Raw genomic sequence first — 16,365 nt, forward strand, 5'->3', positions numbered from 1 at the left:
CCGGAGCGGAGAAGACGGTTGTATGAGGCGTCTTCTGATTCCGTCCGTGGCGGCCATGGTCCTGGTCGGCGGCTGCGCCGAGGAGCCGAGCGCGTGCGACGCGCAGCCCAAGCTCTCGCAGGCGGCGGGCACGAAGCGGCCGGTGGCGATCGAACCGAGCCGACGGCATCCCGGCATAAGCGGCTCCGAGTTGGCGAAAGCCCTCCCCTCGCCGAAGTTCGAGGCGGAGCCCGTCGAGAAGGTACTCAACCACCTGCGGCGGGAGACCTTGCGCATGGCGGGCGGTATCGGCACGACCGGCCCGGGCACGTGCGATGGCGAGGTCGTACGCCCCCGGGACGAGACCGTCCGCTGCTCGGTGTCCTTCGAGGGGGTGACCGTGCCGTGGCTGGTGACCAGCAAGGGCATGACATCGGGCAGCGTCGGCCCCTTCAGCCAGGACTTCGTCTACACGGCGAAGCCGCTGAAGTCCGTGCACACCGCTCAGTCGGTCTACGACCTGTTCTCCTGGGAGACCGGGAAGAACGGGACGACGGAAGGCCCTCTGGCCCCGGTGGACCCGCGATGCGACCGGCTTCCGAAAGTGTTCACGGCAAAGCCCGGCGAGGGGACGGGCTACTTCTGCCAGGACATCTCGGTGAGCTGCACCGACGACATCCAGCGCGTCGAGTGGTTGGACCGGGCCATTCACGTCGACGAGCAAGGGCGGCTGTCGTTCCGCGCCTGAGCCGTCACGGCAGAGGATGCCCGAGAAATCGTCTCCCGCTGCGGCCCGGACGACTGCTGAGGCGTCGCCTGGACCCTCCTTCACCTCATTGCGACCGGCCCGAGCCCCGTCCTGACCACAGTTCCCGGACCGGACGCCAACGAATACGGCTACGACCGGTTGTTCGACGGGCCGAAGAACTCGACCTCCGCGATGGCGACCTGTTTGTCTGCGGCGGCTCCGTGGGCCGAGCGCAGGACGAACCGTACGGCGGTGACCTCGCCCACCCGGAACGCGCGGCGCTGGCCCCCGGCGCCCTGGTCGAGGGTGAGGACACGGGTGACGGTCCTGCCGTCGGCGGTGGTGACCACGGCGTCGACGCGGTGGGGCAGGGCCGAGCCCGAGAGCTGGTCGGGGCGGGTGGAGACGCCCGGGGTGATCACGAGGTCCAGGAGGCGGGTAGGGCGATCGAAGCGGGCTTCGATCCATTCGCCGTCTCCGGACTGGGTCACCCCCGGCCCCCACCACGTGTTGTTCAGCTTGTCGAAGGCGAGCTGCGGCGCATGGCCGGGGAAGGACCGCGAGGCCTTGAAACCGTCCGGTCCGACCGGGGCACGCTTGGCGAAGTGGTCCCGGACCGCGTTCACCGTCCGCTCCGTGTTCACTCCGGCGGTGATCAGCAGCGCCAGCACCAGCACGCCCACCACCACGTTCATCACGCGCCCGAAGCCGCGCCGCAGCCGTGGCCGGTCGCCGGCCCAGGGCGCCTCCCCCGTCCCGGGACCGAACAGCCGCCGCCACCACGGCCGGTGGGGCCGACCCGGTGTCTCGGTGGCACGGGACATCGGCATGGCGCAGCGCCCGCAGAAGTGCCGGTCGGGCCGGTTGGGGGTGGCGCACCAGGGGCAGGGCACGCCGCCCTCGATACCCGCCTCCTGGCCCGGGGCCCGTACCTGCGGGCGGTTCGCGACCGGGCGGCCCGGCAGTACGGGTTCCACGGACGGCCCCGCGGCGGGCCGGGGCCCGGGCTCGGCGACCGGTACGAGCAGGGACCTGGCCCGGGCGACGGTGTCGTCGGGCGCGGCCTCGGGAAGCGGCCGGGTGGGGGCGGTGTCGTCCGCCTGGGCCGGTACCGGGGCGGTCCGCTCATCGGTCGACGGCCCCCCGGACGGGGGCGCGGCGGACGCCCGCGGTGCTTCCGTCCGTTCCACGTCCTGTCGTGCCGGGCTCTCGCCGGCGGCGGCGCCCGTGCTGGTGGCCGGATCCGGGCCACGCCCGGGCTCCGGGGCCGCCGGAGCGGGCCGTGCCGGTACTTCGGACGTCCAGCCCAGCACCGCGCCGCAGGAGTCGCAGAAGGACTGGCCGGGTTCCGCCCGGGTCCCGCACTCGGTGCAGTTCGCGGCCCCGGGGGTTCGCCTGGTCATCTCTCGGGGTTCCTTTCGGAGACGGTCACCTGGACCGTGTAGGGCATGTGGGCGGGGCGGGCGGCCGCCACCAGGCTGTCGAGCCGGTGCTCGTCCGCCGGTGTCGGATCGGGCAGCCGCAGGGTGACGTGGAGCCGTGGGCGGCGCTCGCCGGGGACGGGTCCGAGGGGGCGGGCGTGCCAGTCGGCGGCCCCGCTCTCGCTGATCTCCGGTTCCACCCCGAAGGCCAGCCGGATCGCCTCGGACAGACCGCGGCGGGTGCCTCGTACGCGGTGCAGGTACGCGGCGGCGGCGACGGCCGCGCGCAGCCGCGCCTCCGGCTCCGTACCGTCGGTCTCGGCGCCGATCCAGCCACCCAGCCACTGGGTGAAGTCGACCGGGGCCAGGGCCGGCGTGAAGTAGGCGTCCAGGCAGTCGAGGACGCCGAGGATCGGCGCGATGACCTCGTCGAGTCCGGCGACGAAGCGCTGCGCCAGGTCGTCGTCGGCGAAGACGGCCGGCAGCATCGCGCCGATCGGCGCGGAGGACCCCATTCCGTCGATCGAGCCTCTCACGCGCCGTCCCCGATCACGCGGACCCGGTGGTCGAAGGAGAAGACCAGCGACGGCGCTTCGAGGTCGATACGGTCCGTCGCCTCGCCGCGCTTACCGGTCAGCGGGTCGGCGGCGTGGAGTCGTACCTCGTCGACGAGTTCGACTCCGGGGACCCGCTGGAGCACGGCGAAGACCTCGCCGGACTGGACCGGGCGGCCGAAGGGCCACCCCTTGCCGTCGGCGCCGCCGCTGAGCGGGTCGAGGTGGCGGTAGAGCGCGTCGTGGGCCTGGCGGCGTACGCGGTCCGTGTCGACCCCGCGGAAGGCGTGCACGGTGGCGACGACCGTGACGCCCTGGTAGAAGGGCGGGCCGACCGCCAGCCGGGTCCCGATGAGGCGTCGTTCGTCGAGATGCCGGGTGATCCGGCTCAGCAGGTCCTTGCCGGGGACGAGTTGCTCGAAGCGCAGCCGCCCGCCCGGGTCCGGTACGGCCTGCGGGACCACCAGGACCCGTACGGCATAGGCGCCGTACTCGCCCTCGTCACCCTCCAGGCAGGTGATGCGGGCCGTCTCCGGAGCGGCCCGGCGGGCCAGTTCCTCGTAGTCGCGCAGTGTCACGGCGCGTTCCTGCGCCCGCAGGGTGATGGGGGCGCGGACCTTGGCCTCCTCGACCGTCTCGCCGTCGACCCCGCCGCGCGCCGCCTCCCGGTTGACGACCTCGGAGACGTACGGGACGGAGCTGCGCAGCACCCGCACGGCGCCGCGGGCGACGTTCCCGGCCCGCCCCCCGCCGGTGCGGTAGCGGCGTGCCCGGACGACGGCGCCCTTGGCGGGCGCCGCCCCGAACTGCCGCAGGGTGCCGTCGGGTTCCCGTACGGCGGGCCCGAAGGCGATCTCGCCGGTGGCGGCGTCCAGGGTGATGTGGCGGTCGTCCGGTCCGGAGGCGGCGAAGTGCGGCACGACCGTCCAGTCGGCCCACCCGTCGTGCTCGGCGGTCTGCAGGTGCAGCGGCGGGTCGTCGCCGACGACGGGCGCGTGGGCGAGCCGCAGCCGCTGGCCCGGCAGGCCGGTGGACTCGCCGAGGGTCTCGTCGTGGACCGTCTCGGCGTGTACGGCGCGGGTGGTGCCGCCGACGGTGAAGGCCTCGGCGGAGCGTACGGTCGGTGACGTGGTGTAGAAGGGCTGGCCGGGCAGCGGTTCGGTGACCCGGCAGCGCAGCCAGCCGGCCTGGCGGCCGCCGGTACGGGAGACCGCGTGACCGCCAGGGACGTGGAGCACGACCTCGCCCGGCCGGTTGAGGCCGCCGGTGCCGTCCCGGTCGACCTCGCACTCCGCCCAGCCGTCTTCGGTCCACGCCTCCCACACCAGCGGCGGCTGCCGCGGGTCGACGCCGACGCCGTCGACCCGGCTGTCGAGCTCCAGCGCCACCGCGCAGTGCGGCACCGCGGCGCTGAGCCCGAGCAGCAGGCAGTCACCGGCCCGAGGGGCCTCGGCGAAGCAGCGGACGTCCTTGCCCTCGGCCAGGTCCGTGGTCCGGTCCTCGACGGCGGCACCGCTGGACTGCACCACGACATGAGCCAACCCGCATGAGACGACGTCCAATCGGGTCTCCGTGGCGAAGACGACGGCCTCCTCGCTCTCGGTGCGCAGCGTGGCGACCTCGGTGCCGGCCGGCAGGACGACTGTCTCCTCCTGGGGCGCGGAGAGCCAGAACGTGACATCGGCGCGGGCGGCCGAGGGCGGGAAGAGCGAGATGCCGACGAGGTCCAGGAAGGCCAGGTGGTTCTTCTCCGGTACACGGTTGAGCCGGTAGACGATCTGGTCGGCCATGTGCGCGACCGTTTCCACGAGGGTGACGCCGGGGTCGGACACGTTGTGGTCGGTCCACTCCGGGGCGCGCTGCTGGATGTACCGCTTGGCGTCGTCGACGAACTGCTGGAACCTGCGGTCGTCGAGGTTCGGGGAGGGCAGGGCCATCAGTGGTCGCTTTCCGGAGGGGTGCCCGGGTCGTCCGGGCCGGGCTCGCCATGGGAGGGGATGACGTAGAAGGGGAAGACGAGGCTGCGCGGGTTGTTGGTGCCGCGGATCGAGTAGCGAACGTCGATGTAGAGGACGCCCTGCTCGCCGCCGGCCGTCACCTCGACGTCGTTCACCTCGATCCGGGGCTCCCAGCGGTCGAGGCTCGCGTACACCTCGTGCTGGATACGGCCCGCGGTGGCTTCGTTGACCGGGGCGAAGACCAGGTCGTGGATGGCGCAGCCGAATTCGGGGCGCATGGGCCGCTCGCCCGGCGCGGTGGCCAGCACGAGCCGGATCGCCTCCTCGATCTCCCGCTCCCCGCTGACCAGGGCGATGGCTCCGGTGGGGCCGATCCGCAGCGGGAACGCCCAGCCGGATCCGACGAACTGCTCGGCCATCAGCGGACCACTCTCCTTACTGGTGGTTCTCCGGCCGTCACGGCAGCGGATACGGCTTGTTGTTGACCAGCACCACGCCCTGCAGCAGGAGCGTCGCGGCCCGGATGCCCACGTTGGCGACGGAGTTGACCTGGACGGTCCCGCCCGCGCTGACCGTCGCGGCGCCGACCGCCTTGAGGCTGAGCGCGCCCATCGCGTCCACGTTGACCGCGCCGCCCAGCGACTTGAGGTTGACCAGGCCGCGGCCCTCGATGGTGAGGGGTCCGCCGCTCTTGATGGTCAGTGCCCGGCGGGCGCTCAGGGTGAGGTCGGTACCGGCCTCGATCGACACCGAGCGGGAGCCGGTGATGCTGACGGACCCCTTGCTGTCGACGGTGATCTCGGTCTTGGTGCGGTCGAGGTGGATGGTGAGCCGGTCGTTGCCGGTCGCGATCCGTACGCCCTGCTTACGGGCGCCCGTCTGCTGGCTCAGCAGGTCGACACGGTTGCCCTGCCGGTCGGACAGGGTGTGCCGGATCGCCTGCTTCTTCAGTCCGTCGTGCAGCGGCACGTCCTTGACGACGGTCGGCTGGTCGCGGCCGTTATAGAGGCCGCCGATGACGAACGGATGGTCCAGGGCGCCGCGGTCGAAGGCGACGAGCACCTCGTCGCCGACGTCCAGCGGGAAGAGCCCGCCGCCGCCCTTGCCGCCCAACTGGACGGTGCGCGTCCAGTCGCTGACGTACGTGTCGTCCAGCCACGGGAACTGGAGCTTCACCCGGCCCTGCTTGAGCGGGTCCTGTACGTCGGTGACCAGGGCGTTCGCCACGCTCGGCAGCCGGGGCGCGGTGGCCGCCGCGCCGCCGGAGGTGAGGCCGAAGAGGGAGCGCCACTGCCGGCCGCTGACGGTCACCCACGTCACGTACTCGCTGTCGTCACCGAAGACGTGCCGTGCCGAGGTGACGGTGTACTTCCCCTCGAACGGGGCGCCCACATCTCTGAGCGTGACCGGCACACCGGGGCGCAGCTTGGGGTTGCCGCGCACCGTGACCTCCAGTTCCGCGAAGGAGGAGGTGATGTCGTCGGCGAGCGCCTGGGCGGCGAAGCGGACCTCGGACTGGCGGTCGTAAGGGGTGTCGGTCTCGACCAGCTTGGCCGCCTTGAAGCGTGCCCCCGCTTTCTTGGGGGTGGTGCCGATGGTGACGGCCGCGTTGGCCGTGGCGGGCGCGAGGGCCGTGAGCTTCCGTTTCGTCGTGACGTCCCAGCCTCGGGATTCGACCTTGCCGACCTGGTCGGCGGCGGTGACCGCGGCCCGGCAGCGCAGCACGTCCTGCCCCGCGTGCAGCACGAACGGGCTCTTCGCGCCGTCGGTGCTCGCCGGCGGCGCGCCGGACGCCGGCTCGGGCCGGACGAACTGGAACGTGCCCTTGCCGTCGAGCGACATCACCATCTCGTTCTCGTCGGCGAGCCGGGCCAGGAAGTCCCAGTCCGTCACGTTGGCCTGGCTGATGAACTCGTAGACCGTCTTCGTGGCCTGCACCTTGCCGGCCGGAATGCCGCTCAGGCCGGCCAGCTTGCGGGCGATGTCGGAGGCGGTCTGGTTGCGGTACGCGGCGACCCGGCGCTGCCGCATCAGCCGGTGCCCGGGGTCGTAGCCGCGGACGACGGTGAAGGTGCCGGTTCCGTCGTAGTCGGTCTCCATGCCGGTGACCTCGCCGGTGAGCAGCGGGGAGGCGGCGCCCTGCCCGGCGGAGACGGGGGCCAGGACCACTTTCGTGCCGAACTGAATCTTGAGTTTGCCCAGGAGCAGCCCGTGCGGATCCCGGAAGGTGAGCCGGAAGGCGCCGGGTACCCCGGCCCCGAGGTCGACCCAGGCACCGACGAGGTCGTCGGCGAACTCGTCGGGAAGTCTGGCACCGTCCAGGGTGAGGTGGATGACGTTGGAGAAGGAAGCCTGCACCATCAGAGACCACCGACCTCTTCGGCGGCGGGGAGCACCAGCTCCGCGCCGGCCCGCAGCCGCGACGGGTCGTCGATGCGGTTGGCCTCGGCGATCGCCCGCCAGGCGGTCGCGTCGCCGTACTCCCGCCACGCCAGCGACTCCAGCGAGTCGCCCGCCACGACGCGGTGCACGCGCTGGGCGGTGAGCGCGCCCGACGTCGGGTTCTGTCCCTTGGTCTTGCTGGGGATCTCGTGCAGGTTCACCTGGCACGTGGCCCGGATCGGCACACCGGTCGTGCCGAAGAGGGAGTAGGTGGCGTCCACGGAGGAGACGTACGCGGTGAAGCGGGCGGTGGAGAACGCGCCCCACTGGAAGACCACCCAGGGCGTGGACGGCTGCTTGGCGGCGATGCTCTTGGAGGTCACCTCGCAGCAGGAGAAGAGGGACTCGACCTTCTTCAGGACCGAGTTTCCGCTCGGGTCCTCCGAGGAGTCGAGGAAGATCTCCACCGTCATCTCCCGGGGCTCCGGCCCCATGAACTCGGGCAGGGCGCCGTCGCGCACGGCGGCGGTCGGGGTCGTCTTCCAGCGTGCGCGGCGGCTCAGCGCGAGCTGGGAGGGGTTGAAGTCGAAACTGAAGTTCTTGATGAGCCCGCCGGGTGTGGTGCTGTGCCCGATCGGCGGCTCGTGGATGGCCAGCGTGGCGCGTACGAGACTCTTGCCCGCGCCACCCTTGCCGCCCTTGCCTGCCCTGCCTGCCATGTGCCGCGACCCCTCAGTCCGTGAACCCGTGGTGCGTGATCTCCAGGACCTCGGTGGCGACACCGGGGTTGGCCGGGTCCAGGGACGGCCCCTGCCAGTTGACGGGCAGCACGTCGATGAGCCCCCAGCGGGCCACCTCGGACCCGTCGGCGCGCAGGGCGGCGATCTGGGCGGTCGGCCGGGTGACCCCGGTGGTGACGGAGGAGATCCAGGCGGCGACCTTGGCGGTGTCCGGGGTGAGGGGCCGGGTCAGCCGGATGGTGGAGAAGGTGACGCGGGACGGAAGCTGCCAGACGAACCCGTTGTTGCCGCCCTCTTGGTGCTGCTCGACCTCCACGGAGGAGGCGAGCCCTTCGCACCCGTTGAAGAATCCGAGGCTTTCGCCGTCGATGGTGAGGGTGAAGAAGATGGTGGATCCCGGGTCGAGATCGCTGGGCATCGGGTGCGCCTTTCAGGGACGGTGGGGGTGGGAGGTTGTCGTTGGCTCGGGGGGCTTCGTTGGCGGGGGCTTAGTTGCGGGAGTCGCGGAGCCTGCCGATCCGCTCCCGGTCGAGCCGGAGCTCGGTCCGCAGCAGCCGGGTCAGCGGCCCGATGAGCCGATGGGTCAACTCGTCGACCTGAGCGCCGGTGAGGGCGCGGGCGTCGAAGTCGACGGGGGTGTAGGCGGGCGGGGGTTCGTCGGTGGTGGTGGGGGTGGTCGGCGTGGGAGGGGAGTACGGAGGCGGGGGCTCCGGGTGGGGAGTGCGCTGGACGGAGGGAGGTACGGCGGCGGTCGGCGGGAAGGGCTGGGGTGCGGGGGTCGGGGTGGGTGGCTGGGGGGCGTGGACGCGCGCGGGCCCGTCTTTCGGGGCACGCTGGACTGCGGGGGTGGGGGTGAGCGTCGGGGGCGTCAGGCGCACCGCCGGTGCGGGCGTGAGCCCTGGAGCATGTACGGGCAGGGGCGCGGCCAGCCCCGCCGTCGGCAGAGGCGTTTGGGCGACGCCCGCGCTCGACTGACCGGGCACGGCAGCCACAACGCGCTGCACCGTACCCGCCACCGCGAAGGTCCCGTCCTCGGCCGCCGGGGGCGTCAGGCGCACCGCCGGTGTGAGCGTGGCCCCCGGAGCTTGTACGGGCAGGGGCGCGGCCAGCCCCGCCGTCGGCAGAGGCGTTTGGGCGACGCCCGCGCTCGACTGACCGGGCACGGCAGCCACAACGCGCTGCACCGTACCCGCCACCGCGAAGGTCCCGTCCTCGGCCGCCGGGGCGGGCGGCACCGGTACAGGGGCGGAGGCTGGAGCTTGTACGGACGCGGGCGTGCCGAACCGCGGCCTCGGCGGAGGCGTGTGGGCGGCGGCAGTGCTCACCTGGGCGGCCGGCGCGTGGGCAGGCGGGATCGGGCCCATTTCCGGGGCGGCGGCGGGAACGGGCGCCGCGGTCGCGGCACGCTGCACCACCGGCGCAGGTACGGACCCATAAGCCGGGCCGCCGGCGCCGGATTGCCCGGGTGCCGGAACGTACGGGGGCGCTGCGGCGGGTGCTGCCTGGCCCGGCGCTTGGTGGGGGTTGACCACGGGACGCTGCACCACCGGTTCATGTACGTCGCCGTGGCCGGACGCGTCCGGGCGGCCGGGCTGGTTCGCCGACATGGGGCCCGCCGACTGCGTCACCACGCCGCCGGAGACACGCTGCACGGCCGACGCACGACGCCCGGGTGCGGCCGGGGCGGCGTCACCAGGCGCCTTACGAGGAGGCGCGGGGACGCTCCCAACGTTCCCAACGCTACCGACACTCGGGGCAGTCGGCGCCGGCTCATCGCCAACGAGCCGCCGCGCTACAGGGGCGCCGAGACCAAGCCGCGGCCGGGGATGCGGGGTGGAAAGCCGCTGTACGGCCTGGGCAGGGGCGCCGGCCGGGCCTTCGCCTCCCGGAGTCGGTGCCACGGCAGTCGCGGGGCCGAACGGCGGCGCGGGAGAGGTGACCCCAGGTCGCGACGGGGCAGACGCCTCCTCCGGGCGCGGCGCGGCGGCGGACGTGTTCGTGCTGGCGCCCGGCCCTGCGGAGGACGGGGCGGACACCACAGCGGGGAGGCTCTGCGTGGAGGGTCCGCGCCGCCCCGGGCGAGGCGGCGCGGAGACGGGGCTCACGCCCGCGCCCGTCCCGGCGGGCCGACGCTGCACGGACGGTACGGCCACCCCCGGCCGAGGCGACGCGGGCACCGCCCCCGGCACGGACGGTACGGCCGCAGCCCGAGAAGGCCCGGAGTTCACCGGCAAACCCGACGTGGCCGGTCGACGTTCAACTGACGGCACGGCGGCACCCGCCCGAGGCGACTCGGACACCGCGCGCGGCACCGCACCCGCCACGGACGGTACGGCCACCCCCGGCCGAGATGGCCCGGAGTTCACCGGCGAACCCGACGTGGCCGGTCGACGCTCGACGGACGGCACCGCGGCACCCGCCCGAGGCGACTCGGACACCGCACCCGGCGTCGCACCCGCCACGGACGGTACGGCCGCACGCGGCCGAGGTGACTCCGACACCGGCCCCACCGCCGCCCCCGGTTCACGCGGTGAGCGAGGGGGCTCCGCCGCGGAGGAGGCTGCGGCGGACGTCGCGGGCCGGTCCTGTGCCGACGGAACTCGACGCAGTGGCACGGCCGTCGGGGTCGACTGCCGATGTCGCACGGGGGCCGGGGGCGGCAGCGCGGGAGTGAGCGCTCGGGCCGGGGCGAGGGCTCGTACAGGAGGGGGAACCGGCCGCGTCCGGGAGTGCGCGGAGCCCGAGCCCACGGAGGCGCGCTGGACAGCCGGCATCGGTTCGGCCGGGGCCTCCGGTGCCGCCAGGGGGCCGCCCGCGAGCGGCGTCGCGTCCGCCGGCGCGGCGGGCAAGGGCGCGCCGAGCAGAGGCCGTTGACGTGCCGGTCCCGCCGGTCCGGCGCCGGAGCCCTTCTGAGGGCGAGACGCCCGGGTCGCCGGTGCTGTCGACGGCGCGGGCCTCACATCGTCGGGTGCCAGAGCGCGCGTACTGGTCGCAGACGCCGAGGCATCCCGACCCGTCACAGACGCCGGGGAACCCGGATCGGCCACAACCGTCGGGGCATTCCGACCCGCCACAGGCGTCGGAGCACCCGGACCCGTCACAGACGCCGGGCCAATGGGCCCCGTAGGCGTCAAGGCGCCCGGACCCGTCGCAGAGGCCGGGGAACTCGGACCCACCACGGGCGTCGAGACATCCCGACCCGTGACAGGCGTCGAGACATCCCGACCCGTCACAGGCGTCGAGGCATCCCGACCCGTCACAGACGCCGGACCACCGGGACCCGTCGCAGCCGCCGAGGCACCCCTACCCGTCACCGCTCCACGCACCGACGCCGAGCTCGCCCCATCCCGTACCGGAGCATCCGGGCCCGCGCCGGAGCCGCTCCTCCCTACCGACCGCCCGCCCGCCGCAGCAGGCAGCGTGCGGCGCTGTACGGCGGGGGCGGCCGGGCGCGTGACCGGGCGGGAGAGCGGGGTGACCGTGACGCCCGGCGGGGACCAGGGCCGCACGGGTGGTGTGCCGTCCGCGTCCTCCGGCGCTGCCACCGGCAGGGAGAGCGACGGCAGTTCGAGTCCGGAGGCAGGCCGAGACGCCGCGGTGAGCACGCCGTGGACGAGCCCGCCCGGGGCCCCGTCGAGCACGGCGTGCGACAGCGGGCCGGCGAAGGCCGGGCTCCGCCAGGTCGTGAGCCGGGCACCGAACCCGGCGTCGGCGACCGGCCCCGCCGACGCGGCGGTCACACGCTGGATCGGCGGCAGCGCGGACCAGCCGGCGGGCCGGACCACACCCGGTCCGGCACCGGCACGGGTGTCCTCGGTCGCACCCGTACCGGCACCCGTACCAACACCCGTACTGCTACCCGCACCCGCTTCCTCCGCCGCCACCCGGCGCCGTCGGCCACCGTCCCTGAACCTGCTGAGAAGTCCCACGCCCTACCCCTTCGCCGAGGCGCGCGTGACGAGTCCCGCGATCTGTTCGGCGTACCGGCGGCGGTCGCGGTGTTCGAGGTTCAGGATCTCCTCCTGGCTCCAGTGGAAGTGGTAGGCGATGTACGCGATCTCCTCGTGGAGACGGTCGGTCGCGTACGTCACGATTCCCCCAGGCGGCTCCCGCCGAGTTCGACCTCGAACGGCTGCTCGCAGTGGGGGCAGGTGACACCCGCCCTGGTGTGGCCCTCGGCGTTGATCTGGCGGTAGAAGTCCTGCAGGAACGCCAGGTCGGAGGCGAACATGTTCTCCACCACCCCGTCGTGGACCAGCGGCAGAGTGCCGAGCCGGGTGATCACCCGGCCGAGCAGGACCACCGACAGGTAGGCCGGGTTCTCCTGCACGCGCATGTCGCGCAGCGGCACGAGCTCGTCCCGGGCGGTGGCGAGGCGCATGACTCCGTGGCGGTGCACGGTGCCGGACTCGTCGACGTAGCCGCGTGGCAGCTCGAAGGCGAACTCGGTCAGCAGCCGCTCGGCCGCCGGGGCGGGAGCCGGGGCAGCAGTCTGCCGCTCCGGCTCCGTCCCGGTCTCGGGCCGGCCGTTCGCGAGCGCCGCGCCCGGACCCGGACCCACGCTCGCGTCCACGCCCGCACCCGCACCCGCCCTGGGAGCAGTACGCCGCATTACTCGATGACCAGTTCTTCGAACGTGATCGTCACGGTCTCGGTGAGCGCGGACGCCTCGCCGGCCTTCACCGTGCTGGTGTCGATCTTGCTGCACCAGGCGTTGCGCATATTGTACCGCTTGACCGGATTGTTCTGGTAGTCCATCACCATGATGGTGGCGTTCTTCCGCGCCGTGGCCATCGCGCCGTTCACCGACTCGGTGATCCACTGGTTGAAGGCCGCCGACTGCGTCATTCCGCGCACGACGGTGCACGTGCCGGCCTTCTTCACACCGGGCAACTTCTTCGTGACGGGCTTGCCCTGCGCGGAGACCTGCTGGTACTCGATGACGTCCTGTTCGAGGCTGAGGCCGCTGACCTCGGCGAGGTACTCGACCATCACGCCGTCGATCTGGAGGCCGAAATTATGTGAAGTGAGGGCGTCACCCGGCTGGAGACTCATCTGTTCTCTGTCCTTCTCAAGGGCTCATGGCCGATCTGGGGCCGTACGAGCCGAGGGCTCGGCTCGTACGGCGGTGCGGGGCGAAGTGGAGGGGAGGGGACGGGAGGAGGAGGACTACTCCTCCAGCTCACCGCTGCCGCTGGAGAACTGGGCCAGCCGGAAGATCACGAACTCCGCGGGCTTGACCGGCGCGATACCGATCTCGCAGATGACCCGCCCGAGGTCGACCGACTCCGGCGGGTTGGACTCCTCGTCGCACTTGACGTAGTAGGCCTCCTCCGGCCGGGCGCCGAAGAGGGCGCCGTTGCGCCACTCGTTGACCAGGAAGGCCGAGACATTGCGGCGGATCCGGGCCCACAGCGCGTGGTCGTTCGGCTCGAACACCACCCACTGGGTGCCGATCAGGATCGACTCCTCCAGGTAGTTGAAGTACCGCCGCACGTTCAGGTAGCGCCAGGCCGGGTCGGAGGAGAGGGTGCGCGCGCCCCAGACGCGGATGCCGCGGCCCGGGAAGGCCCGGATGCAGTTGATCCCGATGGGGTTGAGCAGGTCCTGCTCGCCGCGGGTGATCTGGATCTCGAGGTCCACCGCGCCGCGGACGACCTCGTTCGCGGGGGCCTTGTGCACGCCCCGCTCGGAGTCGTTGCGGGCCCAGATGCCGGCGATGTGGCCGCTCGGCGGGATCGTCCGGGTCTGGCCGGTGGCCGGGTCGAAGGCCTTGATCCAGGGGTAGTAGAGGGCGGCGTACTTGGAGTCGTAACCGGCGGTCTCCTGGCGCCACACCCGGATCTCGCGGGCGTTGAGGCCGGGCGGCGGGTCGATGACGGCGACCCGGTCGCCCATCAGTTCACAGTGCGCGATCAGTCCGAGCTGGACCGCCTTCACGGCCTCCAGGTCGATCGCGCCGCGCTGGTAGGCGGCCATCAGGTCGGGCACGGCGACCATCGACACCTCGTCGACCGCCTCCAGGCCGCCGAAGCCGGTGCGGTCGGCCGAGTCGCCGAGGTACTCGGCGGGCCCGGGGTGCGCGGCGGCCGTGCCGGACGGGACGGCTGGGGCGGCCGGGGCGGGAGCCGGGGCCGCCAGCGCCACGGTCTGGTTGTCGGGCCGTGCGAGCTGCGCGGCGGGCGCCGCCTCCTGAACGGTGATGAGCCGGGAGCGCTCCTTCACCTGCGTGACGACGTAGTTGCGCCCGCTCTTCTTCGCCGTCACGTCGAAGGTCTCGGCGACCGTGTCGCCGTCCTTCACGATCAGCTTGAACCGCTCGGCCGGGCCGTCGCCCTCCGGGTCGGCGACCTCGACGCTCAGCGAGCCGGGGGCGACAGCGCTGACGGTGAAGGTGCCGAGCTGCCGGGGCTCCCCCGGCAGCAGTGCGGCCGGGGGCGCGGAGCCGGTCACCTGGGCGCCGTTCGCGGCAGCATCCCGCCCAGCCGCGCCGAGGCCTTCCGGGCCGCCGTCGGACGCTCCCGCGGGTGCGCCGCCGACGCGTACGACGTAGGCGGCCGTGCCGCCGTTGTTGAAGAAGCCGTAGACGCTGTGCGCGAGGTAGTACCCGTCGGTGAAGTCACCGAAGGCCGCGACGTACTGGGTCCAGTTGGTCACCAGGGTCGGTGCGTTCAGCGGACCGGTGGGCGCGAGCCCCACGAAGGCCGCTACCGAGGTCCCCACCCCTTCGATGGGGCGCGAGCCACTGGCCACCTCCTCGACGTACACGCCGGGCGACAGGTAGGACGGCATGCTCTGCTCTCCTCGGGTACGCGACAGGACGGCTTCCACCCTCGCGCGCGCGGCGTGTCACCCGTAACGTCCTGCGGTACCTGCTCGGGGGCACCGCCGTTGCCCGCAGGGGCAGTTCACCGCGCCTCCGGCACCCCACCTGGACCGCACCACCCGCGAGCCTGCCCCCGGGACTGCCCTCAAAGCCCTCCCGCGGGCCGCCGCGAGCGGGTAACGCTGGGATGCCAACCAGCGAGGAGAGCATCGTGCGCGCACACGAACAGCGGGCCGACCAGGCCGGTGACCGGGGCAGGACCCGCCCGAAGGCGCCGTTGACCACACCCGCGCTCCAGCTCCTGGCACTCCAGCGGGCGGCGGGCAACGCGGCCGTCGCACGGGCCGTCGCCGAGGAGCGCCACGAGCACGACGCGCACTGCGGGCACGGGCCCGCGACGCAGGACACGGCGTCGCAGAACACGGCGGCTCAGAAGACGGCGGCGCAGAACTCCGCCGCGCAGAACACCGCGGTCCAGCGCTCGGCCGTGCACGAGGTGCTGCGCTCCCCCGGCCGGCCGCTGGACGGGCCGCTGAAGAGCGAGATGGAGGCGCGGTTCGGCGGCGACGACTTCAGTGGCGTACGGGTCCACACGGACGCGGTCGCCCAGCGGTCCGCGACGGAGATCGGCGCCAAGGCGTACACCTCGGGCTCGCACGTGGTCTGGGACGGCCAGGACAAGCACACCCTCGCCCACGAGCTGGACCACTACCGCCAGCAGAGCCAGGGCTCCGTCCCCGGCACCGACAACGGCTCGGGCCTCAGGGTCTCCGACCCGTCCGACTGGGCGGAGCGGCAGGCGGAGGACACGGCCCGGCGGGTGATGAGCGGGGCACCGCCCGTGCAGCGCGCCCGTGCCACCACCGAGGGCGGAGGGGCGGCGGAAGCGAGCGGGCACGCTCCCGTTCAGCGCGCCCTGGACATGGAAGTGATCGACAGCGCCCGGGAGGTGCTCGGCATCACCGGGACCGTGAAGATCGTGGAGGTGCCGGACGGCATCCGGGCGGACACCCCGTTCGCCGACTACCCTCCGGGCCACTGCGTCGGCCTGACCCCCGAGGAGGGTCAGCTGAGCATCCACGCCCTGAACGGCGGCGATCCGGCGCAGTCCGCCTCCGAGGTGGTCGCGGGCGCCGGCGGCGGCGGGTACTTCCCCGCACACGGCATCATCGCCGCGAACAGCAATCCGTCCTCCGGCTTCACCGTCGCGCAGACCATCCGGCACGAGATGGGCCATCTCCAGCAGCACGAAAGGGGGTTCGACGTCGACATGTCCGGTGGCCGGCGGGCGCTGGTCGAGTACCACAACGTGCTGGTGAACGAGAACCGTCTCACGGGCGAGATGCGCACCGCCTACATGACCGACGACAACACCACGGCCTCCTCGATCAGGGAGGCGGCCTCGGCGAAGGGGATCAACCTGGGCAACCCGTGGAAGGCGCTCAACGACTATCTCGCCCAGCAGGGCGTCGACCCCGAGGGTTCGCAGAAGCGGCTGCTGGACGCGATCGTCGAGGAGCTGAAGGACGAGAAGTACGACGCGATCGAGGGGAAGGGGATGGCGAAGGCACCGATGCGCGAGAAGATCAAGACGCGGGTCGCCAGGATGTACTTCAACAAGCTGTTCGCCCCGTAGCCCCGGCACCACCGGCACCACCGGCACCGCCCCGTTGTTCCCGCTGTTTCCACCGCTTCCACCGCTTCCCGGTAGTGGGCACGTGCGCGGAGACGGGGCATGGCGCGCTGCCCCTGCGGGC

14 protein-coding genes are annotated in these 16,365 nt (G+C 72.9%); 2 read left to right on the plus strand and 12 right to left on the minus strand.

Annotated elements, in window-relative coordinates; all coding sequences use genetic code 11:
• The first annotated feature begins 22 nt into the window (after positions 1–22).
• Positions 23–727, plus strand: coding sequence for a hypothetical protein (locus ACIRB4_RS28205; protein ID WP_403295019.1), 705 nt, complete (start codon positions 23–25; stop codon positions 725–727).
• A gap of 149 nt (positions 728–876) precedes the next feature.
• Here ACIRB4_RS28205 and ACIRB4_RS28210 read toward each other — a convergent pair whose 3' ends face one another.
• From ACIRB4_RS28210 to ACIRB4_RS28265, 12 genes are all read right to left on the minus strand, one after another.
• Positions 877–2,130, minus strand: a complete 1,254-nt coding sequence (locus ACIRB4_RS28210; protein WP_403295020.1) for an NADase-type glycan-binding domain-containing protein — start codon at positions 2,128–2,130, stop codon at positions 877–879.
• Positions 2,127–2,663 carry a phage tail protein gene (locus ACIRB4_RS28215; protein WP_403295021.1) on the minus strand — a complete coding sequence of 179 codons (537 nt, stop codon included), beginning with the start codon at positions 2,661–2,663 and terminating at the stop codon, positions 2,127–2,129. The genes ACIRB4_RS28210 and ACIRB4_RS28215 overlap by 4 nt, the downstream gene beginning before the upstream one ends.
• A gap of 17 nt (positions 2,664–2,680) precedes the next feature.
• Positions 2,681–4,639, minus strand: coding sequence for a putative baseplate assembly protein (locus ACIRB4_RS28220; protein WP_403295022.1), 1,959 nt, complete (start codon positions 4,637–4,639; stop codon positions 2,681–2,683).
• Positions 4,639–5,079 carry a GPW/gp25 family protein gene (locus ACIRB4_RS28225; RefSeq protein ID WP_403295023.1) on the minus strand — a complete coding sequence of 147 codons (441 nt, stop codon included), beginning with the start codon at positions 5,077–5,079 and terminating at the stop codon, positions 4,639–4,641. Before ACIRB4_RS28225 ends, ACIRB4_RS28220 begins: the two co-directional genes overlap by 1 nt.
• Positions 5,080–5,116: 37 nt before the next feature.
• On the minus strand, positions 5,117–7,021 hold the full coding sequence (locus ACIRB4_RS28230) for a VgrG-related protein (RefSeq protein WP_403295024.1): 1,905 nt from the start codon (positions 7,019–7,021) through the stop codon (positions 5,117–5,119).
• Positions 7,021–7,761, minus strand: coding sequence for a LysM peptidoglycan-binding domain-containing protein (locus ACIRB4_RS28235; protein WP_403295026.1), 741 nt, complete (start codon positions 7,759–7,761; stop codon positions 7,021–7,023). The genes ACIRB4_RS28230 and ACIRB4_RS28235 overlap by 1 nt, the downstream gene beginning before the upstream one ends.
• Positions 7,762–7,774: 13 nt before the next feature.
• Complete coding sequence (locus tag ACIRB4_RS28240; protein WP_019884200.1) at positions 7,775–8,200, minus strand: phage tail protein; 426 nt, start codon at positions 8,198–8,200, stop codon at positions 7,775–7,777.
• Between the two features lie 70 nt (positions 8,201–8,270).
• The gene (locus ACIRB4_RS28245; RefSeq protein ID WP_403295028.1) at positions 8,271–8,840 is read right to left on the minus strand and encodes an extensin; all 570 of its coding nucleotides are present in this window, start codon (positions 8,838–8,840) and stop codon (positions 8,271–8,273) included.
• A 2,874-nt stretch (positions 8,841–11,714) separates the two neighbouring features.
• Entirely contained in the window at positions 11,715–11,873 is a 159-nt protein-coding gene (locus ACIRB4_RS28250; protein WP_403295030.1) for a DUF6760 family protein, read from the minus strand.
• Positions 11,870–12,394, minus strand: coding sequence for a hypothetical protein (locus ACIRB4_RS28255; RefSeq protein WP_403295032.1), 525 nt, complete (start codon positions 12,392–12,394; stop codon positions 11,870–11,872). Before ACIRB4_RS28255 ends, ACIRB4_RS28250 begins: the two co-directional genes overlap by 4 nt.
• The gene (locus ACIRB4_RS28260; RefSeq protein WP_403295033.1) at positions 12,394–12,837 is read right to left on the minus strand and encodes a phage tail protein; all 444 of its coding nucleotides are present in this window, start codon (positions 12,835–12,837) and stop codon (positions 12,394–12,396) included. Before ACIRB4_RS28260 ends, ACIRB4_RS28255 begins: the two co-directional genes overlap by 1 nt.
• 114 nt (positions 12,838–12,951) lie before the next feature.
• The gene (locus ACIRB4_RS28265) at positions 12,952–14,574 is read right to left on the minus strand and encodes a phage tail sheath subtilisin-like domain-containing protein (protein ID WP_403295035.1); all 1,623 of its coding nucleotides are present in this window, start codon (positions 14,572–14,574) and stop codon (positions 12,952–12,954) included.
• A 245-nt stretch (positions 14,575–14,819) separates the two neighbouring features.
• On the opposite strand from ACIRB4_RS28265, the gene ACIRB4_RS28270 reads away from it, so the two are divergent.
• Positions 14,820–16,244 carry a DUF4157 domain-containing protein gene (locus ACIRB4_RS28270; protein ID WP_403295037.1) on the plus strand — a complete coding sequence of 475 codons (1,425 nt, stop codon included), beginning with the start codon at positions 14,820–14,822 and terminating at the stop codon, positions 16,242–16,244.
• Positions 16,245–16,365: the final 121 nt, after the last annotated feature.

The organism is Streptomyces sp. NPDC093600 (genome assembly GCF_044764755.1).
In the GTDB taxonomy this organism is placed as follows: Bacteria; Actinomycetota; Actinomycetes; order Streptomycetales; family Streptomycetaceae; genus Streptomyces.